At 72.0% G+C, this 16,588-nt stretch carries 17 protein-coding genes; 14 read left to right on the top strand and 3 right to left on the bottom strand.

Going from position 1 to position 16,588, the window contains the following annotated elements; translation table 11 throughout:
• Positions 1-76: 76 nt before the first annotated feature.
• Both ABRP24_RS04565 and ABRP24_RS04560 read right to left on the bottom strand, forming a co-directional pair.
• The gene (locus ABRP24_RS04565; RefSeq protein WP_349847448.1) at positions 77-664 is read right to left on the bottom strand and encodes a HEAT repeat domain-containing protein; all 588 of its coding nucleotides are present in this window, start codon (positions 662-664) and stop codon (positions 77-79) included.
• A gap of 43 nt (positions 665-707) precedes the next feature.
• Positions 708-1,082, bottom strand: coding sequence for a hypothetical protein (locus ABRP24_RS04560; protein WP_349847450.1), 375 nt, complete (start codon positions 1,080-1,082; stop codon positions 708-710).
• A 182-nt stretch (positions 1,083-1,264) separates the two neighbouring features.
• Here ABRP24_RS04560 and msrA point away from each other — a divergent pair, with 182 nt between their 5' ends.
• Complete coding sequence (gene msrA, locus ABRP24_RS04555; RefSeq protein ID WP_111024046.1) at positions 1,265-1,786, top strand: peptide-methionine (S)-S-oxide reductase MsrA; 522 nt, start codon at positions 1,265-1,267, stop codon at positions 1,784-1,786.
• A gap of 18 nt (positions 1,787-1,804) precedes the next feature.
• On the opposite strand, the gene ABRP24_RS04550 is transcribed toward msrA, so the two are convergent.
• Positions 1,805-2,164 (bottom strand): UBP-type zinc finger domain-containing protein, encoded by a 360-nt coding sequence (locus ABRP24_RS04550; RefSeq protein WP_071245324.1) that lies wholly within the window; start codon positions 2,162-2,164, stop codon positions 1,805-1,807.
• A gap of 177 nt (positions 2,165-2,341) precedes the next feature.
• Here ABRP24_RS04550 and ppk2 point away from each other — a divergent pair, with 177 nt between their 5' ends.
• The 13 genes from ppk2 to ABRP24_RS04485 all read left to right on the top strand — a co-directional run bounded on the left by ppk2 (position 2,342) and on the right by ABRP24_RS04485 (position 16,450).
• Positions 2,342-3,250, top strand: a complete 909-nt coding sequence (gene ppk2 / locus ABRP24_RS04545; RefSeq protein ID WP_027467245.1) for a polyphosphate kinase 2 — start codon at positions 2,342-2,344, stop codon at positions 3,248-3,250.
• Between the two features lie 172 nt (positions 3,251-3,422).
• Positions 3,423-5,015, top strand: coding sequence for an amino acid permease (locus ABRP24_RS04540; RefSeq protein ID WP_349847453.1), 1,593 nt, complete (start codon positions 3,423-3,425; stop codon positions 5,013-5,015).
• Between the two features lie 15 nt (positions 5,016-5,030).
• Positions 5,031-5,870, top strand: a complete 840-nt coding sequence (locus tag ABRP24_RS04535) for an urea amidolyase associated protein UAAP1 (protein ID WP_349847455.1) — start codon at positions 5,031-5,033, stop codon at positions 5,868-5,870.
• On the top strand, positions 5,870-6,574 hold the full coding sequence (locus tag ABRP24_RS04530) for an urea amidolyase associated protein UAAP2 (RefSeq protein WP_349847457.1): 705 nt from the start codon (positions 5,870-5,872) through the stop codon (positions 6,572-6,574). Before ABRP24_RS04535 ends, ABRP24_RS04530 begins: the two co-directional genes overlap by 1 nt.
• A complete protein-coding gene (gene uca, locus ABRP24_RS04525) occupies positions 6,571-10,269 on the top strand; it encodes an urea carboxylase (protein ID WP_349847459.1) in 3,699 nt (1,232 codons plus the stop codon). The genes ABRP24_RS04530 and uca overlap by 4 nt, the downstream gene beginning before the upstream one ends.
• Positions 10,266-12,068 (top strand): allophanate hydrolase, encoded by a 1,803-nt coding sequence (gene atzF / locus ABRP24_RS04520; protein ID WP_349847461.1) that lies wholly within the window; start codon positions 10,266-10,268, stop codon positions 12,066-12,068. The genes uca and atzF overlap by 4 nt, the downstream gene beginning before the upstream one ends.
• Positions 12,069-12,094: 26 nt before the next feature.
• Positions 12,095-12,787, top strand: coding sequence for a TetR/AcrR family transcriptional regulator (locus ABRP24_RS04515; RefSeq protein ID WP_027467251.1), 693 nt, complete (start codon positions 12,095-12,097; stop codon positions 12,785-12,787).
• 30 nt (positions 12,788-12,817) lie between these two features.
• Complete coding sequence (locus tag ABRP24_RS04510) at positions 12,818-13,411, top strand: biotin transporter BioY (RefSeq protein WP_349847463.1); 594 nt, start codon at positions 12,818-12,820, stop codon at positions 13,409-13,411.
• 85 nt (positions 13,412-13,496) lie between these two features.
• A complete protein-coding gene (locus tag ABRP24_RS04505; protein ID WP_301629016.1) occupies positions 13,497-14,057 on the top strand; it encodes a hypothetical protein in 561 nt (186 codons plus the stop codon).
• A complete protein-coding gene (locus tag ABRP24_RS04500) occupies positions 14,054-14,584 on the top strand; it encodes a DUF6611 family protein (protein WP_349847465.1) in 531 nt (176 codons plus the stop codon). The genes ABRP24_RS04505 and ABRP24_RS04500 overlap by 4 nt, the downstream gene beginning before the upstream one ends.
• A gap of 49 nt (positions 14,585-14,633) precedes the next feature.
• On the top strand, positions 14,634-14,975 hold the full coding sequence (locus ABRP24_RS04495) for a hypothetical protein (RefSeq protein ID WP_051597132.1): 342 nt from the start codon (positions 14,634-14,636) through the stop codon (positions 14,973-14,975).
• Positions 14,976-15,079: 104 nt separating this feature from the next.
• Entirely contained in the window at positions 15,080-15,709 is a 630-nt protein-coding gene (locus ABRP24_RS04490) for a TetR family transcriptional regulator (RefSeq protein WP_349847467.1), read from the top strand.
• A gap of 27 nt (positions 15,710-15,736) precedes the next feature.
• On the top strand, positions 15,737-16,450 hold the full coding sequence (locus ABRP24_RS04485) for an NADPH-dependent F420 reductase (RefSeq protein ID WP_214521739.1): 714 nt from the start codon (positions 15,737-15,739) through the stop codon (positions 16,448-16,450).
• Positions 16,451-16,588: the final 138 nt, after the last annotated feature.

Below are 16,588 nucleotides of genomic sequence, written 5' to 3'. Positions count from 1 at the left end.
CGCTCCGGCTTGCTGGAAGCGCTTCTCGACGAGAATCGACGCGAAGAGCAGTCTCTCGCAACGAGCGGGGTCAGAACTACCCGATCTTCCGCAGCCCGAGCGCAGCCTTCTTCCGCACCCACGGGCGGTCGTCGGTCAGCTTCTCCTCGAACGCCGCCCGCGCTCGCGGGTTCGACCGCTTGCTCAACGCGAACACCGCATGCCCGCTGATGTCGTGGTCGTCCATGAGTTGCAGGAGGACATCGACCGCTTCAGGCCGCTTCGACTTCCCCAGCGCGAGGGCCACCATCTGCCGTGCACGTCCGTACCGAGGATCGAGCGCGAGCGCTGCCACGTCGTCGAAGTACGTGTCCACGTACGCGGTCTCGATCGAGCTCCCCACCGCCCAGCGCGTACCCGCTTCGTCGGTGAAGTTCCGGAACGCATCGACCAGCGCGGGCATGGCTGCGCCCTTTGCCGATGGGTTCGTCAGCGTACGAGCGACCGCCCGCTGCATCATCGGCGTCCGCGCTTTCCGCAACCACTCGAGCAGCGTCGGCACCGCGTCCTTGTACCGGACACCCGATTGCGCGAAGGCGGACAGGCTCGAGAAGTCGTACCCCAGCGCACGGAGGTCGGCCAGGATCGCCGACTGCTCGGCGGCTTCTTCTGCAGTGAACGGCATCAGGTCCTCGGGAGCGTGGGGCGGCGAGTTCGCTTGACGACGGTCATCGGATCGACAGACCGATCGCGACGACGCCGAGCACGAAGATCAGGACGATGACCACGAGGCCGATCGTGGGTATCAGCACCTGTCGCCGCACCGTGGGAGCACCAGACGCCCCGATGACCCAGGTCGTGATCGCGACGACGAGTGCGAGGAGCGGCACGAGGAACTGCGCGGTCTCCCCGACGGCGTACGAACACTGCAACGTCACGTCGAAAGCGCAGGGCGTGTACTGCTCCAGTTGCGCGGCGACCATCCCCGGCAGCGAGCCGATCGCCGCGAACACCTCGAGGAACACGAGGAAACAGAACGCGAGTCCGAGCAGCCACCAGCCACGGGGACGGCGCCGCACTTCGTCGATGGATGACCGCTTCATGTGAGCCCGACCGTACCGCAGGGGTGACACGGAGCACGGACTCGTAGGGTCGAGTCGTACCGACCGCACACCCGGGTGGGTCCGTGCCCCACAGCGGACCTGACGACGGGAACAGATCGTCCCTGTTGCCGGTTGCACCACACGGTGTCGCAGCCAGTGACACGAGAGCCCAGGAGGCCACCATGACCACCACCGAGACCGCCATCCTCGCCGGCGGATGCTTCTGGGGAGCGCAGCAGCTCCTCCGTCGTCGTCCCGGCATCGTCAGTACCCGCGTCGGCTACTCCGGCGGCGACGTGCCGAACGCGACGTACCGCAACCACGGCGACCACGCCGAGTCTGTCGAGATCGTCTTCGACCCGTCCCAGATCTCGTACCGGGACCTGCTGGAGTTCTTCTTCCAGATCCACGACCCGTCGACGAAGGACCGCCAGGGCAACGACATCGGTCGCAGCTACCGTTCGGCCATCTTCTATACGACCGACGAGCAGAAGCAGGTCGCACTCGACACCATCGCGGACGTCGACGCGTCGGGCATCTGGCCCGGCAAGGTCGTCACCGAGGTCACCGCGGCCGGCCCGTTCTGGGAGGCCGAGGACGAGCACCAGGACTACCTCGAGAAGAACCCGCACGGCTACACCTGCCACTTCGTGCGTCCGGGCTGGAAGCTCCCGCACCGCGACGAGGCGACCGCGGCCGTCTGACCTGACGACCGCCGCGGATCAGCGTGATCCGCCGAGCAGTTCCAACCAGTCCCCGGGAAGGCGATCCGCCGGCCCGGGGACTGCCTGCGTCACGGGGTGGCTGGTGGGGGCCGCGAGCTCGAGCCCCTCGGAGCGGGAGTCGTCGCGGTAGTCCCACGCCCAGGTCTCGCCGGGCTCGTAGCTCTGGATGACCGCGTGCCCGGTCTCCTCCCAGTGCCGCGTCGCGTGCGTGTTGAGGGAGTCGTCGCAGCAGCCGACGTGGCCGCACGCCGCGCAGCGGCGCAGGTGCACCCACCACGAGCCGGTCGCGTCGCACTCGACGCACCCGTCTCCGCTCGGTGCGATCTCGGGGTGGATCATCTCGGCCTGGTCCGTCATGGCCCCATCATGCCTGTGAAGGGCCACATGCGGTCGGGAGGCACGGGGCGGGCCCGCACCGCGCCTCCAGGCCGTCATCGGGTCGCGTCCAGGGCGAGGCGTGGGGCGGTCGTGCGGGTGGCCGGGCCAGGATGGCCCTGGGGTCGACAGCCGATCGGCTCGCAGAGGGAGGACACCGTGGACACAGCGCCGTACTCGCAGCCGTTGCGGGAGTACATCGAACAGCTGCGGACCGAGGGGTACAGCGTCGCGGACGGCCAGACGGCCGACCCGGAGCTGATCGACCCGCACGGCAACCCGGTGCTCACCTGGCAGGACGACTACCCGTACTCGGAGCGCCTGCCGCGGGACGAGTACGAGTACCAGAAGTACCTGCTGCAGATCGAGCTGCTGAAGTGCCAGTACTGGCTCGAGGACACCGGCCAGAAGGTCGTGGTGCTCTTCGAGGGGCGTGACGCCGCGGGCAAGGGCGGCACGATCAAGCGGTTCACGGAGCACCTCAACCCCCGGACCTCGCGGGTCGTGGCGCTGAGCAAGCCGACCGAGCGCGAGCGCGGTGAGTGGTACTTCCAGCGGTACGTGCAGCACCTGCCGGCCGCCGGTGAGATGGTCCTGTTCGACCGCTCCTGGTACAACCGCGCCGGCGTCGAACGGGTGATGGGGTTCTGCAGTGACGACGAGTACGAGTCGTTCATGACCCAGGTGCCGCAGTTCGAGCGGATGCTCGTCGACTCCGGCATCCACCTGACGAAGTTCTGGTTCTCGGTGACCCGGCGCGAGCAGCGGACCCGGTTCGCGATGCGGCAGCTCGACCCGGTGCGACGGTGGAAGCTGTCCGACATCGACCTGCTGTCGCTCGACCGGTGGGAGGACTACACCGAGGCGAAGACGGCGATGTTCACCCGGACGAGCAAGCGCTACGCGCCGTGGACGATCGTGCGGTCGAACGACAAGAAGCGCGCGCGGCTCAACGCGATGCGGTACTTCCTGACGCAGTTCGACTACCCGGACAAGGCAGCCGACGTCATCGGCAAGCCGGACCCGCTCATCGTCCGCCGCGGCAAGCGGGACGTGGACGTCGAGTGATCCTCCGCCGGTGATCCCCCGCCGCTGATCCGCCCGCCGACTCGGAACGTTTACACGCCGAGGCCTGCCGTCACGCACTCGAAACAGACGGGCAACGGCGACGACACAGGGCCGCAAGACACTTGTCGCACTACCTGTCACCCGACAGGTACTCCGCGAAAGGTCTGCAGTCATGCGTTCTCCGCAAGCACCGCTCCACGCACCGCGCGCCACGTCCGACGTCGACACCCAGGGGCTCGCCCGCCTCGGCTACGAGCAGGAACTCCACCGCGGGGTCGGCTCGTTCTCCTCCTTCGCGGCGGGCTTCTCCTTCGTCTCGATCCTCACCACGGTCTTCCAGCTGTTCGGACTCGGCTTCGGGCTCGGCGGTGCTGCGTTCTTCTGGGCGTGGCCGCTCGTCTTCGGCGGCCAGCTGCTCGTCGCGCTGAACTTCGCGCAGCTCGCGGCCCGCTGGCCCATCTCCGGCGCGATCTTCCAGTGGTCGAGCCGCCTGGCCGGAGCCCGGTTCGGGTGGTTCACCGGCTGGACGATGATCATCGGCCAGATCCTCACCGTCGCGGTGGCGGCCATCGCCGTGCAGGCCGTGCTCCCCGCGATCTGGGACGGGTTCCAGGTCGTCGGCGGTCCGGGCGCGGACCCGTCCGTCGCGTCGCCGACCGGTGCCGCGAACGCGGTGGTCCTCGGTCTGGTGATGCTCGCCGTGACGACGATCGTGAACATCACGAGCGTCCGGCTGATGGCCCGCGTGACGAGCTTCGGCGTGCTCATCGAGATCATCGGCGTGGTCGTGCTCATCGGCGCCCTGTTCCTCCTGCCGCACCGCAGCGCCTCCGTGGTGTTCACGACCGCCGGGTCGACCAGCACCGAGCCGTACGTGTGGGCGTTCCTGGCGTCCTCGCTGATGGCCGCGTACGTGATGGTCGGCTTCGACTCGGCCGGTGAGCTCGCCGAGGAGACCCACAACCCGCGCCGGACCACCCCGAAGACGATCGTCCGGGCGCTCACGGTCTCCGGCCTCGGCGGCGGGCTGCTCATCATCGGCGCCCTCGTCGCCGCCCCGAGCCTGACCGACGGCAAGCTCGCCACGCAGGGTCTCGCCTGGGTGATCACGTCGACCCTCGGCGACGTCTTCGGCCGGCTCCTGCTCTGCACCGTCGCCGTCGCGGTCTTCGCGTGCACCCTCGCCGTGCAGACCGCCGGCGCCCGGATGGTCTACTCGATGGCCCGCGAGAAGGCACTGCCCTTCCACCGCACCCTCGCCAGGGTCTCGCCCCGCACCGGCACCCCGATCGCCGCGTCGATCGTCGTCGGGGTCGGCGCCGGGCTGGCCCTCGCCGTCAACATCGGGCAGTCCGCGATCTTCACCGCCCTGTCGAGCCTGTGCATCGCGATGCTCTACCTGGCCTACCTCGGGGTCACCGGGCCGCTGCTGGTCCAGCGGATCACGCTCCGTCGTACCGGGCTGCCGACCGGGGTGGACGAGGACGGCAAGCCGCTGTTCACCCTTGGTCGCTGGGGCATCCCGCTCAACGCCCTGGCCGTGGCGTTCCAGATCGGCATGGCGATCAACCTCATCTGGCCCCGGCCGGAGATCTACGACCTGACCGGCACGTCGTGGTGGCTGCAGTACAGCGCCCTGCTCTTCATCGGCGGCGTGCTGCTCGTCGGCTGGGCGTGGTCGAGCTGGCGGCACCGCACGCACGGGCCGATCACCCTGGCCGAGGTGCCCACCACCGCCTCGGTCCCCGCCCCCGTCGAAGCCTGATCCGGAAGGAACCCCATGCGCGACCTCCACCAGACCGACAGCGTGCTCGCCTCCCGGTCCGACGCACGCGCCCAGGCCGGCTCGCAGTCCGAGTACATGCCGTACCTGCCGGCATCGTCGTCACCGTTCGCCCCCGAGGGCGTCGACCCCGCACAGCTCGTCTGGGCCGAGACGGTGGCGCCGGGCGGGTACACCCACAAGGTGCTGGCCCGCGGGTCACGGTTGCGGTTCGACGACCCGACGGGTCAGGCCTGCGCCAACGTCCTGGTGTTCAACGCGCTCGAACCGTGGGAGCGGCTCAACGTCGCCGACACCCAGAAGATCCCGTGGCAGGCGTACCTGGGCCAGGGTTCGCCCCTGCTGAGCGGGGACGGCCGGGCGCTGGCAACCGTGCTCGAGGACACCTCGGGGCACCACGACGCGTTCTGCGGCACCTCGACCGACGCCTGGAACGAGCGGAAGTACGGCGACGCGGCACCCGAGGGGCGTACCCCGAGCGGTCGGTCGCTGTTCGCGAAGGCCGCCGCGAAGCACGGGCTCACCAAGCGGGACCTGCCGCCGAGCATCTCGTTCTTCCAGGGCGTGCGGATCGACGCCGAGGGTGCGATGACCTTCACCGGTTCGGCCGGCGCGGGCACCCACGTCACGCTCGTCGCCGAGCTGCCGCTGCTCGTGCTGGTCGCGAACGTCGCGCACCCGATCGACCCGCGCCCGGACTACGCGGTCGGACCCCTGCGGGTGCACGCCTGGCGCGGGGCCGCGACGACCGCGGCCGACGAGCGGTTCACCGCGACGCCGGAACTCACCCGCGCCTACCTGAACTCGATCGACCACGCGGAAGCCCGAGGCCTGTGATGACCGACACGACGACCCACACCCCCGCCTCCACCGTCCCGGTCGGAGCCGTCCACGACCCGGACGTCGCCCTCGACTGGAGCGAGTCCCTGGTGCCGGGCACCGTGGTCCGCGACGACCGGGTCGCCCCGCTCGCACCGTGGTCCGCCGTGGTCCGCGCCGGTCAGGTGCTCACCATCGTCGACGTCGGCGGCAACCAGAGCGCCGACTGCCTGCTCTACGACGCCCACGACCCCGACGAGCGGTACAGCGTGCCGGACACCCTCGCCGCGCAGGGCAACGCGTACGTCCGGACCGGCACCGTGCTGATGTCGAACGAGGGCCACCCGCTGATGACCGTCGTCGCGAACGAGATCGACCGGCAGGACACCATCGGCGGCGCGTGCTCGAAGGAGTCGAACACCCTTCGGTACGGGCACCACACCCGGTACCAGCACGGCTGCCGCGAGAACTTCCTGGCCGAGGCCGGCCGCCACGGACTCGGTGCCCGCGACATCGTGTCGAACCTCAACTGGTTCATGAACGTGCCGGTCGAGGCCGACGGCGCCCTCGGGATCGTCGACGGCATGAGCGCCCCCGGCAAGCGGGTCGCGATCCGGGCCGAGCGGGACGTGCTCGTCGTCGTCTCGAACTGCCCGCAGATGAACAACCCCTGCAACGACTTCTCCTGCACACCGCTGCGCATGATCGTGGTCCAGCCGTGACCGCCGCGCCCGACCCCACCGGGACCGCCACCGTGAACCAGACCCCCCTCAGCACCGACACCGTCCTCGTCGCGAACCGCGGCGAGATCGCCCGCCGCATCATCCGGTCCGCCAAGGCGCTCGGCATGCGCACCGTCGCCGTCTACTCCGACGCCGACCGTGCGGCACCCCACGTCCGCGAGGCCGACACAGCCGTCCGGCTCGGACCCGCACCCGCCCGCGACTCGTACCTGCGCATCGACGCGGTGGTGCAGGCCGCGAAGGACACCGGCGCCGGACTCGTGCACCCCGGCTACGGGTTCCTGTCCGAGAACACCGACTTCGCCCGCGCCTGCGAGGACGCCGGCATCCGGTTCGTCGGGCCGACCGCCGACCAGATCGTCCGGTTCGGCGCGAAGCACACCGCCCGCGAGCTGGCCGCCGCCGCCGGGGTCCCGATGCTCGCCGGCACCGGGCTGCTCGCCAGCGTCGACGACGCCGTGGCCGAGGCCGAGCGCATCGGGCTGCCCGTCATGCTCAAGGCCACCGGGGGCGGCGGCGGGATCGGCATGCAGGCCTGCTCGACCCTCGACGAGGTCCGCGAGGCGTACACGAGCGTCGTCCGCCTCGCGACCGCGAACTTCGGGTCGGCCGGCATCTTCCTCGAGCGGCTCGTGCGGCCGGCCCGGCACGTCGAGGTCCAGCTCTTCGGCGACGGCGAGGGCCGCGTCGCGGTGATCGGCGACCGCGACTGCTCCCTGCAGCGCCGCAACCAGAAGGTCATCGAGGAAGCCCCGGCACCGGCGCTCCCCGAGCACGTCCGCGCCGAGCTGCACGCGTCCGCCCGCCGCCTGGCCGAGAGCGTCGGGTACCGCAGCGCCGGCACCGTCGAGTTCGTCTACGACCCGGTGCGCGAAGAGGCGTCGTTCCTCGAGGTGAACACCCGCCTGCAGGTCGAGCACCCGGTCACCGAGGAAGTGTTCGGCGTCGACCTCGTCGAGCTCATGCTCCGCCTGGCCAGCGACGGTGCCGCCGGCATCGACCCCGACGTGTTCGACCGCACCTGGACCCCGAACGGCCACGCCGTCGAGGCCCGCGTCTACGCCGAGGACCCGGCGAAGGGCTCGCTGCCCTCCAGCGGCCTCGTCACCCAGGCCGTGTTCCCGAGCGCGACCACGGCATCCGGCGAACGCACCGGCATCCGCGTCGACGGTTGGGTCGAGACCGGCTCCGAGGTGTCCGCGTTCTACGACCCGATGCTCGCGAAGGTGATCGCCACCGGGGAGACCCGCGACGACGCCCTCGATCTGCTGCGCGACGGGCTCGCGGCCACCCGCATCGACGGCATCGTCACGAACGCCGGGCTCCTCCGTGCGCTGACCGACGACCTCGAGCTCCGCACCGCCACGCACTCCACCTCGACGCTCGACGCGACCGAGGACCCGGACCCACGCATCGACGTCGTCGCGCCCGGCACCATGACGATGATCCAGGACCTGCCCGGCCGGGTCGGGTACTGGCAGGTGGGCGTCCCGCCGAGCGGCCCGTTCGACGCGGCGTCCTTCGCCGAGGCGAACCGCGCCGTGGGCAACCCGGACGGTGCCCCCGCGCTCGAGGTCACGGCCACCGGCCCGACACTCCGGTTCTCGACCGCCGCGGTGGTCGCGCTCACGGGTGCGCCGGCGCCGGTCAGCCTCGACGGTGAGCCCGTGGCGCTGTGGGAGCCCGTCGAGGTCGGCGCCGGCCAGACCCTGGCGATCGGCACGGCACCCGGTCCGGGCCTCCGCACCTACCTGGCGGTCCGGGGCGGCTTCGACGTGCCGACCTACCTCGGCTCGACCGCGACCTTCACGCTCGGTGGCTTCGGCGGTCACGCCGGTCGGGCCCTGCTCGCCGGCGACGTCCTGCGCCCGGGATCCCCGGACTCGGACGCCCCGCACCCGGCGTTCCCGTCCGGCACGCGTCTGGGCCTGGTCGGCGGTCCGACCCCGGCCGACCGCCGCACCGCGCTGACCGACGCGTGGGAGATCGCCGTCACCGAGGGGCCGCACGCCGCGCCGGACTTCTTCACCCGCGCCGACCTCGACGTCTTCTACGCCACCGACTACGCCGTGCACCACAACTCGGCGCGCACCGGCATCCGGCTCATCGGGCCACGGCCGGAGTGGGCGCGGACCGACGGCGGCGAGGCCGGTCTGCACCCGTCGAACATCCACGACACCCCCTACGCGGTCGGTGCGATCGACTTCACCGGGGACACCCCGATCATCCTCGGACCGGACGGACCGTCACTCGGCGGCTTCGTCTGCCCCGCCGTGGTCGCCAGTGGGGACCTGTGGAAGCTGGGCCAGCTCCGACCGGGTGACACGGTCCGGTTCGTCCCCGTCCGCGAAGCCGACGCCGCCGCGCTCGACGCGCACCGGGCCTCCAGGACGGTGCCGCGCACCGGGGGTGACGGCGACGACGGCGTGATCGCCCGCCTGGACGCGACCGACGTGCGACCGAGCGTCGCGTACCGACGCGACGGCGACGACAACGTGCTCGTCGAGTACGGCGACATGACGCTCGACATCGCGCTGCGGATGCGCGTGCACGCGCTCATGACGAAGCTGCAGGAGCACACGCCGAAGGGGATCCTCGACATCACGCCGGGCATCCGCTCGCTGCAGGTGCACACCGACGCGTCCGTGCTCAAGGCGCGCGACGTGGCGGGGCTGCTCCGCGAGCTCGAGGACGAGATCCCGCCGACCGACCAGCTCGTCGTGCCGTCGCGCACCGTCAAGCTGCCGCTGTCGTGGGACGACCCGGCCACCCGCCTGGCGATCGAGCGGTACATGAACGGCGTCCGGAACGATGCCCCGTGGACCCCGTGGAACATCGAGTTCATCCGTCGCATCAACGGGCTCGACAGCGTCGACGACGTCTTCCGCACCGTGTTCGACGCGAGCTACCTGGTGCTCGGCCTGGGCGACGTGTACCTCGGCGCCCCGGTCGCGACCCCGCTCGACCCCCGGCACCGCCTGGTCACGACGAAGTACAACCCGGCCCGCACCTGGACCGCCGAGAACTCCGTCGGCATCGGCGGCGCGTACCTGTGCATCTACGGCATGGAGGGTCCGGGCGGCTACCAGTTCGTCGGCCGCACCGTGCAGATCTGGAACCGGTTCCGCCGCGGCGGGCTGTTCCAGGAGAACCCGTGGGCGCTGCGGTTCTTCGACCGGATCGAGTGGTACCCGGTCGGTGCCGACGAGCTGCTCGAGCTGCGCGCCGAGACGGACGCCGGACGGGGCTCGTTCGAGACCGTCGAGGGCGAGTTCTCGATCGCGTCGTACAACCGGTTCCTGGCCGACAACGCCGGGTCCATCGCCGACTTCCGGGCGCAGCAGGCGCAGGCGTTCGGCGAGGAGAAGGAACGGTGGCGGGCATCGGGCGAGTTCGACGTCCGTGACGAACCGGCCGCCGTGGTGGCCGACGCCGTGACCGTGCCCGAGGGGTCGACCGCCGTGTACGCCCCCTTCACCTCGACCGTGTGGCAGGTGGACGTCCGCCCGGGTGACCGCGTGGACGAGGGGCAGAAGCTGCTGGCCGTGGAGGCGATGAAGATGGAGTCGATGGTGCACGCACCGGTGCCGGGCCACGTGCTCGAGGTGTACATCAAGCCGGGCGACCAGGTCGCACCGGGCCAGGTCCTCGCCGCGATCGGAGCGGCAGCGTGAGCGGCACGAGCGCCGGCGTGAGCGGGATCGGCGCGGCGAGCGCCGCCGTGAGCGGGATCGGCGCGGCGAGCACCGGCCCGACCGCCGCCACCGCGGCCGCCACGACGTCCGCCGCGGCCCGCGTCCGTGACGCCTTCGCCCGCATCGACGCCGTCGACCGGCCCGAGGTCTGGATCACCCTGCGCGACCGCACCGACGTGCTGGCCGAGGCCGAAGCCGTCGACCCGACGCTGCCCCTGGCCGGCCTGCTGTTCGCCGTGAAGGACAACATCGACGTCGCCGGCCTGCCCACCACCGCAGCCGCCCGCTCCTACGCCCACGAACCCGCCGCCGACGCCACCGCCGTCGCCCGGCTCCGCGCCGCCGGAGCCGTCGTCGTCGGCAAGACGAACCTCGACCAGTTCGCCACCGGCCTGGTCGGCACCCGCTCGCCCTTCGGTGCGGTCCGGAACGCCTGGGACCCGACGCGGATCTCCGGCGGCTCGTCGAGCGGTTCCGCCACGGCGGTCGCCCTGGGCATCGTCGACTTCGCGCTCGGCACCGACACCGCCGGGTCCGGCCGGGTGCCCGCCGCGCTCGGCAACCTGGTCGGGGTGAAGCCGACGAAGGGGCTCGTGCCGAACACCGGCGTCGTCCCCGCCTGCCGGTCGCAGGACTGCGTCACGGTGTTCGCCCGGTCGCTCGACCTGGCGCGCACGGCGGCCGAGCTGATGGCCGGTCCGGACGGCGTCGACCCGCTCGCGCGGCCCGACCTCGCCCTCGCCGACCTGCCCGCCGTCCCGCGCATCGCGGTGCCGCTGCCGTCGCAGCTCGAGGGGCTCGCACCCGGCTGGGCAGAGGCGTTCGCCGCGGCCGTCGACCGGTTCCGTGCGCTCGGACACCAGGTGGTCGAGGTCGACATCGCACCCCTGCTCGACGCCGCGTCGCTGCTCTACGACGGCGCGTTCGTCGCGGAGCGGTACGCGGCCGTCGGCGCCCACATCGAGGCCCACCGCGACGAGGTCGGTGCCGACCTCGACCCGTCGGTCGCCGCGATCGTGCTCGGTGGCGCACGACCGACCGCCGCGGAGCTCTTCGCCGACCAGGAACGGCTCGACGCGTTCGGGGCAGCGGGTCGCGCCGCACTCGAGGGCACGACCGCCCTGCTCACCCCGACGACGACGTGGCACCCGACGCTCGAGCAGGTCGCGGCCGATCCGATCGGCGCGAACAGCCGGATGGGTCGGTACACGAACTTCGCGAACCTGCTCGACATGGCCTCACTCGCGGTGCCAGCGGGCTTCGTCGACGGGCTGCCGTTCGGCGTCATGCTCACCGGTCCGGCGTTCAGTGACCGCCGCCTGGCGGCGTTGGCGGCCGCGTTCGCCGCCCCGACCGTCGACCTGCTGGTCGTCGGGGCGCACCTGCGCGGTCAGCCGCTGAACGGACAGCTGGTCGCGTCCGGCGGATCGTTCGTCCGGGAGGCCCGCACCGCGTCCGACTACCGGCTGTACGCCCTCGACACGGTGCCGCCCAAGCCCGGGTTGGTCCGCGTGGGTCCGGTCGCGTCCGGCGCTGCTGCGCCGGGGTCGAGCTCGGGCTCGGGCTCGGGGTCGGGCATCGTCGGGGAGGTCTGGCGCCTGCCCGCCGCCGGCTTCGGCACCTTCGTCGCAGCCCTGCCGGCACCGATGGCGATCGGCACCGTGGCGCTCGACGACGGCACCGAGGTCACCGGGTTCCTGGTCGAGCCGTTCGCGGTCCAGGGGGCCGAGGACATCACCCACCACGGCGGCTGGCGCGCGTACCGGGAGCAGTCGTGACGGACACCGGCTGTCAGGATGGGGGCATGTCCCCCGACGACCGGCCCGTGCGCCCCGGGCGGCCGCGGGTCGTGCCGAACGCCGACTCCGCGCTGAGCCCGCGCGACCAGATCCTCGACGCCGCCGCCGCGCTGTTCGTCGAGAACGGCATCAGCGCGACCTCGACCCGGGCGATCGCCGAACGGGTCGGGATCCGGCAGGCCTCGCTGTACTACCACTTCGCCGGCAAGGACGACATGCTCGTCGAGCTGCTCACGACCTCGGTGCGCCCGAGCCTCGAGCTGGTCCGCGGCCTCGAGCAGCTCGTGCCGGAGTCGGCCTCGGCAGCCGGTGCCCTCGCCGCGCTGGTCGTCGCCGACGTGGACACCCTCGCCCGTACGCCGCACAACATCGGCACGCTGTACCTGCTGCCCGAGGTGCAGGGCGAGCGCTACGACGGGTTCCGGGCCGAGCGCGTCGAACTGCAGGAGGCCTACGGGCGCCTCGGCTCGCGCGCTGCCACCCCGGACGTCGCCGCCGGCGTCTCGCCGTCGCGCCTGGGTGCCGTGCTCATCCAGATCACCGAGACCGTCATCCAGCTCCGCCGGTCCGGCCCCGTGCAGGACGCCGACCGCGACGCCCTCGTCGCGACCTGCCTGCGCGCCTGCGGCCTCGACACCGCCGCCGTGGAGGGGGCCCGGCGCGACGCCGAGTCCCTGCTGGCCGCCGTCGCGGTCTGACCCTCCCTCTCCCCTCTGCAAGGAGTCACCATGACCACGATCACCCCCGCCGCACACCGTCCGCTCGCCGACGCACTGCTCCCCCGCACCGCCGTCGTCAGCACCGCCCTGGTCCTCGGCGGCGCGCTGCTGACCGCCGGTGCCGCGCAGGTGTCCGTGCCGATCTGGCCCGTCCCGATCACCGGGCAGACCCTGGCCGTACTGCTCGTCGGCAGTGCCCTCGGTGCCCGTCGCGGTGCCCTGTCGATGCTCGTCTACGCACTGCTCGGTGTCGTCGGGCTGCCGGTCTTCGCGGACGGCTCGGCCGGGGTCGGCGTGCTCGTCGGCCCCTCCGGCGGGTACATCGTCGGCTTCGTCGCTGCCGCGGCCCTGGTCGGCTGGGTCGCCGAACGCTTCGGCGACCGCCCGTTGCGGAACGCGCTGCTGTCCTTCGCCCTCGGCACCGTCGTCACCTTCGTCGCCGGGATGGCCTGGCTCGCGGTGGCACTCGGCCTCGACCTGCAGCAGACCCTGCAGTACGGGCTGTACCCGTTCGTCCTCGGTGGTGTGGTGAAGACCCTGATCGGCGCCGCCGTGATCTCCCTCGGGTGGACCGCAGCCGTGCGCTCGGCCACCCGCCGGTGAGCGCTCCGTCAGGACTCCGGCGCCGGCCGTAGGGGTTCCGTCAGGAGGCCTTCCGCGCCGCTCGAGCCCGCGAGAGCGTGTGGTCGTGACACTGACTGCGATCATGCCGACGCTCCGTGCGTCGCTCCCCGATCCGATGGACCCGTTCCTCTGGCCGGCCCACACCGTCGCGACCACCGACGACCTGCTGGTCTCGGCGATCTCGATGGTCCGGCTCGCCGACCTCACCGGCACCCCGACCGTGCACACCGCCGAACAGTCCCCGCCCCGGTACCGCCCGCGCGGCTGGGCACCCCGCGACGTGAGCGTCGCCGTGGCGGCGGTCACCCGTGTGCGGCGACCGCGCACCGGGGTGGTGCTCCTGGAACTCGACGCGGTCCTGCCGACCTGCGCCGTGCTCGACCAGGTGCGCCTGATCGGACGCCGGAGCACCGCTCCCCTCTCCCCGATGTACGTCGTCACCCGCTGTGACGGTCAGGCCGACGGTCCGTTCCACCGCCTCCCGGCTCCGTTGCCCGCCGACGTCCGCGAAGGCGACCTGGTCTGCTTCCCGTGCCTGGCGACCGTCCGGCACCGCGACGTCGTCGAGCCGGTCCGGGCGGAACTCGCGCCGGTGCGCGCGGAACTCGCGCCGGTCGTTCGATGACCACGGCGCTGCCGGTCCGCACCCGGCTGCTCGACGGCACCCACCTGTGGGGCCGGTACACGATCCGACCCGTCGGGCGGACGCTGTGGAGTTCGCGGACCCTCGTCGTGTTCCCGCCCGGCACGACCACCGGCGAGCGCCTGCTGCTGCGTGCCTGGCACGTCTGGCCGGCCGTCGGGGCGGTCCTCGCCCTCGCTGCCCTGGTGCTCGCCGTCTCGGTCCCCGCCGTCGGCACGACCACCGCGCTGCTCCTCTACGGCGGTGGTTTCGCGGTCCTCGCCCGCGCCACCCGCTCGCTGCGACCGCGGGTGCGGTCCGTCACCGTGACGACGTTCCTGGGCGACGGCCGCCGCGAGGTCCACGGCGACGAGCGCCTGCTCACCGGCTCCCTGGACGCGCTGTCGATCCTGGAGCAGGCGCTCCGGGCCGACCGCATCCGCCCCGTCGACTTCGAACTCATCTGGGCGGACGTGTGGAACGCCCTGGAGTCCCCGGACCCGGACCACCGCGTGCAGCGGTCAACCTGAAGCCCGTTCCCGCGCCGCGCGTTTGTATGGGTTCGGGAAGGAGTACGCGATGAAGCACATCCACTACGACGCCACCACGATCCTGGTCGGTGACGACGTTGCCGACGCCGTGATCGAGTACGCCGCGGCCCTCGCAGGCGGGGACCGAGCGGACACCGTCGACGTGCCCGCCGTCGCCGACGACGGGACGATGACCACCACGAAGATCCTCATCGGGCCCTCGAGCGAGATCGTCATCGAGGACGCGGAAGAGGACGAACTCGAGATGGACAACGGGGAGTTCGTCGGGCGGCTGCGCGCCGCCGCGAAGACCTTCGGGCACAGCGAGCCGATCCACGCGAACACGCGGACGGACCTGGCGGACGCGGCGGAGGCTGCCGAGGAGTCCTGACGCCTGGGCGTCGCGCTTCCGCGTTGAAACGGAGAGGGCCTCCTGTACTGTGGTGGTTCCGGAGAGCTTCTCCGGTTCCTGACGCCACAGCCTGGAGGCCCGCCATGCCCGAGCAGACCGCTCCCGCCGGGCGCGCCCCGCGTTCACCGCACTCCCCGCGTCCGCCGCGTCCCGCGCGCGCTGACGCGCTGCGGAACCGGGACCACATCCTGCGGGTCGCGGAGCGGGCGTTCACCGAGCAGGGCGTGACCGGCTCGCTCGACGCGATCGCCAAGCAGGCCGGCGTCGGCGCCGGCACCCTGTACCGGCACTTCCCCACGCGCGAGGCCCTGCTCGCCGAGCTCCTCGCCGCGCGCGACGAGCACCTGGTGGCCCGTCGCGAAGCGCTGCGCGACGGCTCCGTGGACACCGGCGACGCCCTGCACGGCTGGCTCGACGCGGTCACCGAGTGGGCCGGCACGTTCGACGGACTGCCCGAACCGCTCCGTGCCGCCGCGTCGTCCGACTCGTCGCCGCTCGCCCTGACGTGCCAGGGGTTCATCACCACCACGGACGAGTTCCTCCGCGCCGCGCAGCGTTCCGGTCGTGCGCGTGCCGACGTCCGCGCGCGGGACCTGTTCCTCGCCGCCCTGGCGACCAGCTGGGTCCGGGGTGCCGCGATGGCCGACGACTCGTCCTCCGCCGCGCTCTCCGCCCTGTCGCGGCGCGGTTGGGAAGCCCCTGCTCTCCCCTGACCTCCACCACTGTTGAAAGGGCACCACATGAACCGCATCGGCATCATCGGCAGCGGAGCCATCGGCACCGCGATCGCACGCCTGGCCGTCGCCGCCGACCTCGACGTCCTCATCGCGAACTCGCGCGGCCCCGCGTCGCTGCACGACCTCGTCGCCGAGCTCGGCCCGCACGCCCAGGCCGGCACCGTGCGACAGGCCGTCGAGTTCGGCGACGTGCCCGTCCTCGCGATCCCGCTCACCGCCTACCCGGCACTCGCCCCCGACCTCGACGCCTTCGCCGGGCGGACCGTGCTGTCGACGGGCAACTACTACCCCGGTCGCGACGGCCGGATCGAGCAGCTCGACACCCTCGCGACGACCACGGCGGAGTACGAGCAGACGCTCCTGCCCGGCACCCGGATCGTCAAGGCGTTCAACAACATCGTCGCGCACCACATCCCGCACCTGGCCGACTCCACTCCCCGCACTGCGCTGCCGATCGCGGGCGACGACGAGCCGGCCAAGGCCGTGGTCGCCGAGCTCGTGCAGCTGCTCGGGTTCGACACCGTGGACGCCGGGACCCTGGCCGATTCGTGGCGCTTCGAGCCGGAGTCCGGGGCGTACACCGGGATCTACGCGGCGAGTGCCGAGGGGTTCGCGGCGGACTACCTGGCGGATCAGGGCGCACCGTTGCCCGCGGAGCGGCTGCGGGACATACTGGCGGTGTCGCACCGGGCGGATGTGGCGAACCGGCAGTTCTGACGATCTGGACCGACCTTCGGATCCCTCCGGAATAGCCAGGCCGAACACTGGCCCCTCTTCTGGGGACGCCCGATCGTCCCCCGTGCCGGCGGCTGTCTTCTAGCGTGAGATGGAAGACCGCGACGCTCCCGTTCCCCG

The sequence above is a fragment of the Curtobacterium sp. WHRI 8282 genome (assembly GCF_040223925.2).
Taxonomy (GTDB): domain Bacteria; phylum Actinomycetota; class Actinomycetes; order Actinomycetales; family Microbacteriaceae; genus Curtobacterium; species Curtobacterium flaccumfaciens.
The sequence above is the reverse complement of the archived record's forward strand: the minus strand, read 5'-3'. Positions and strand labels throughout refer to the sequence as shown.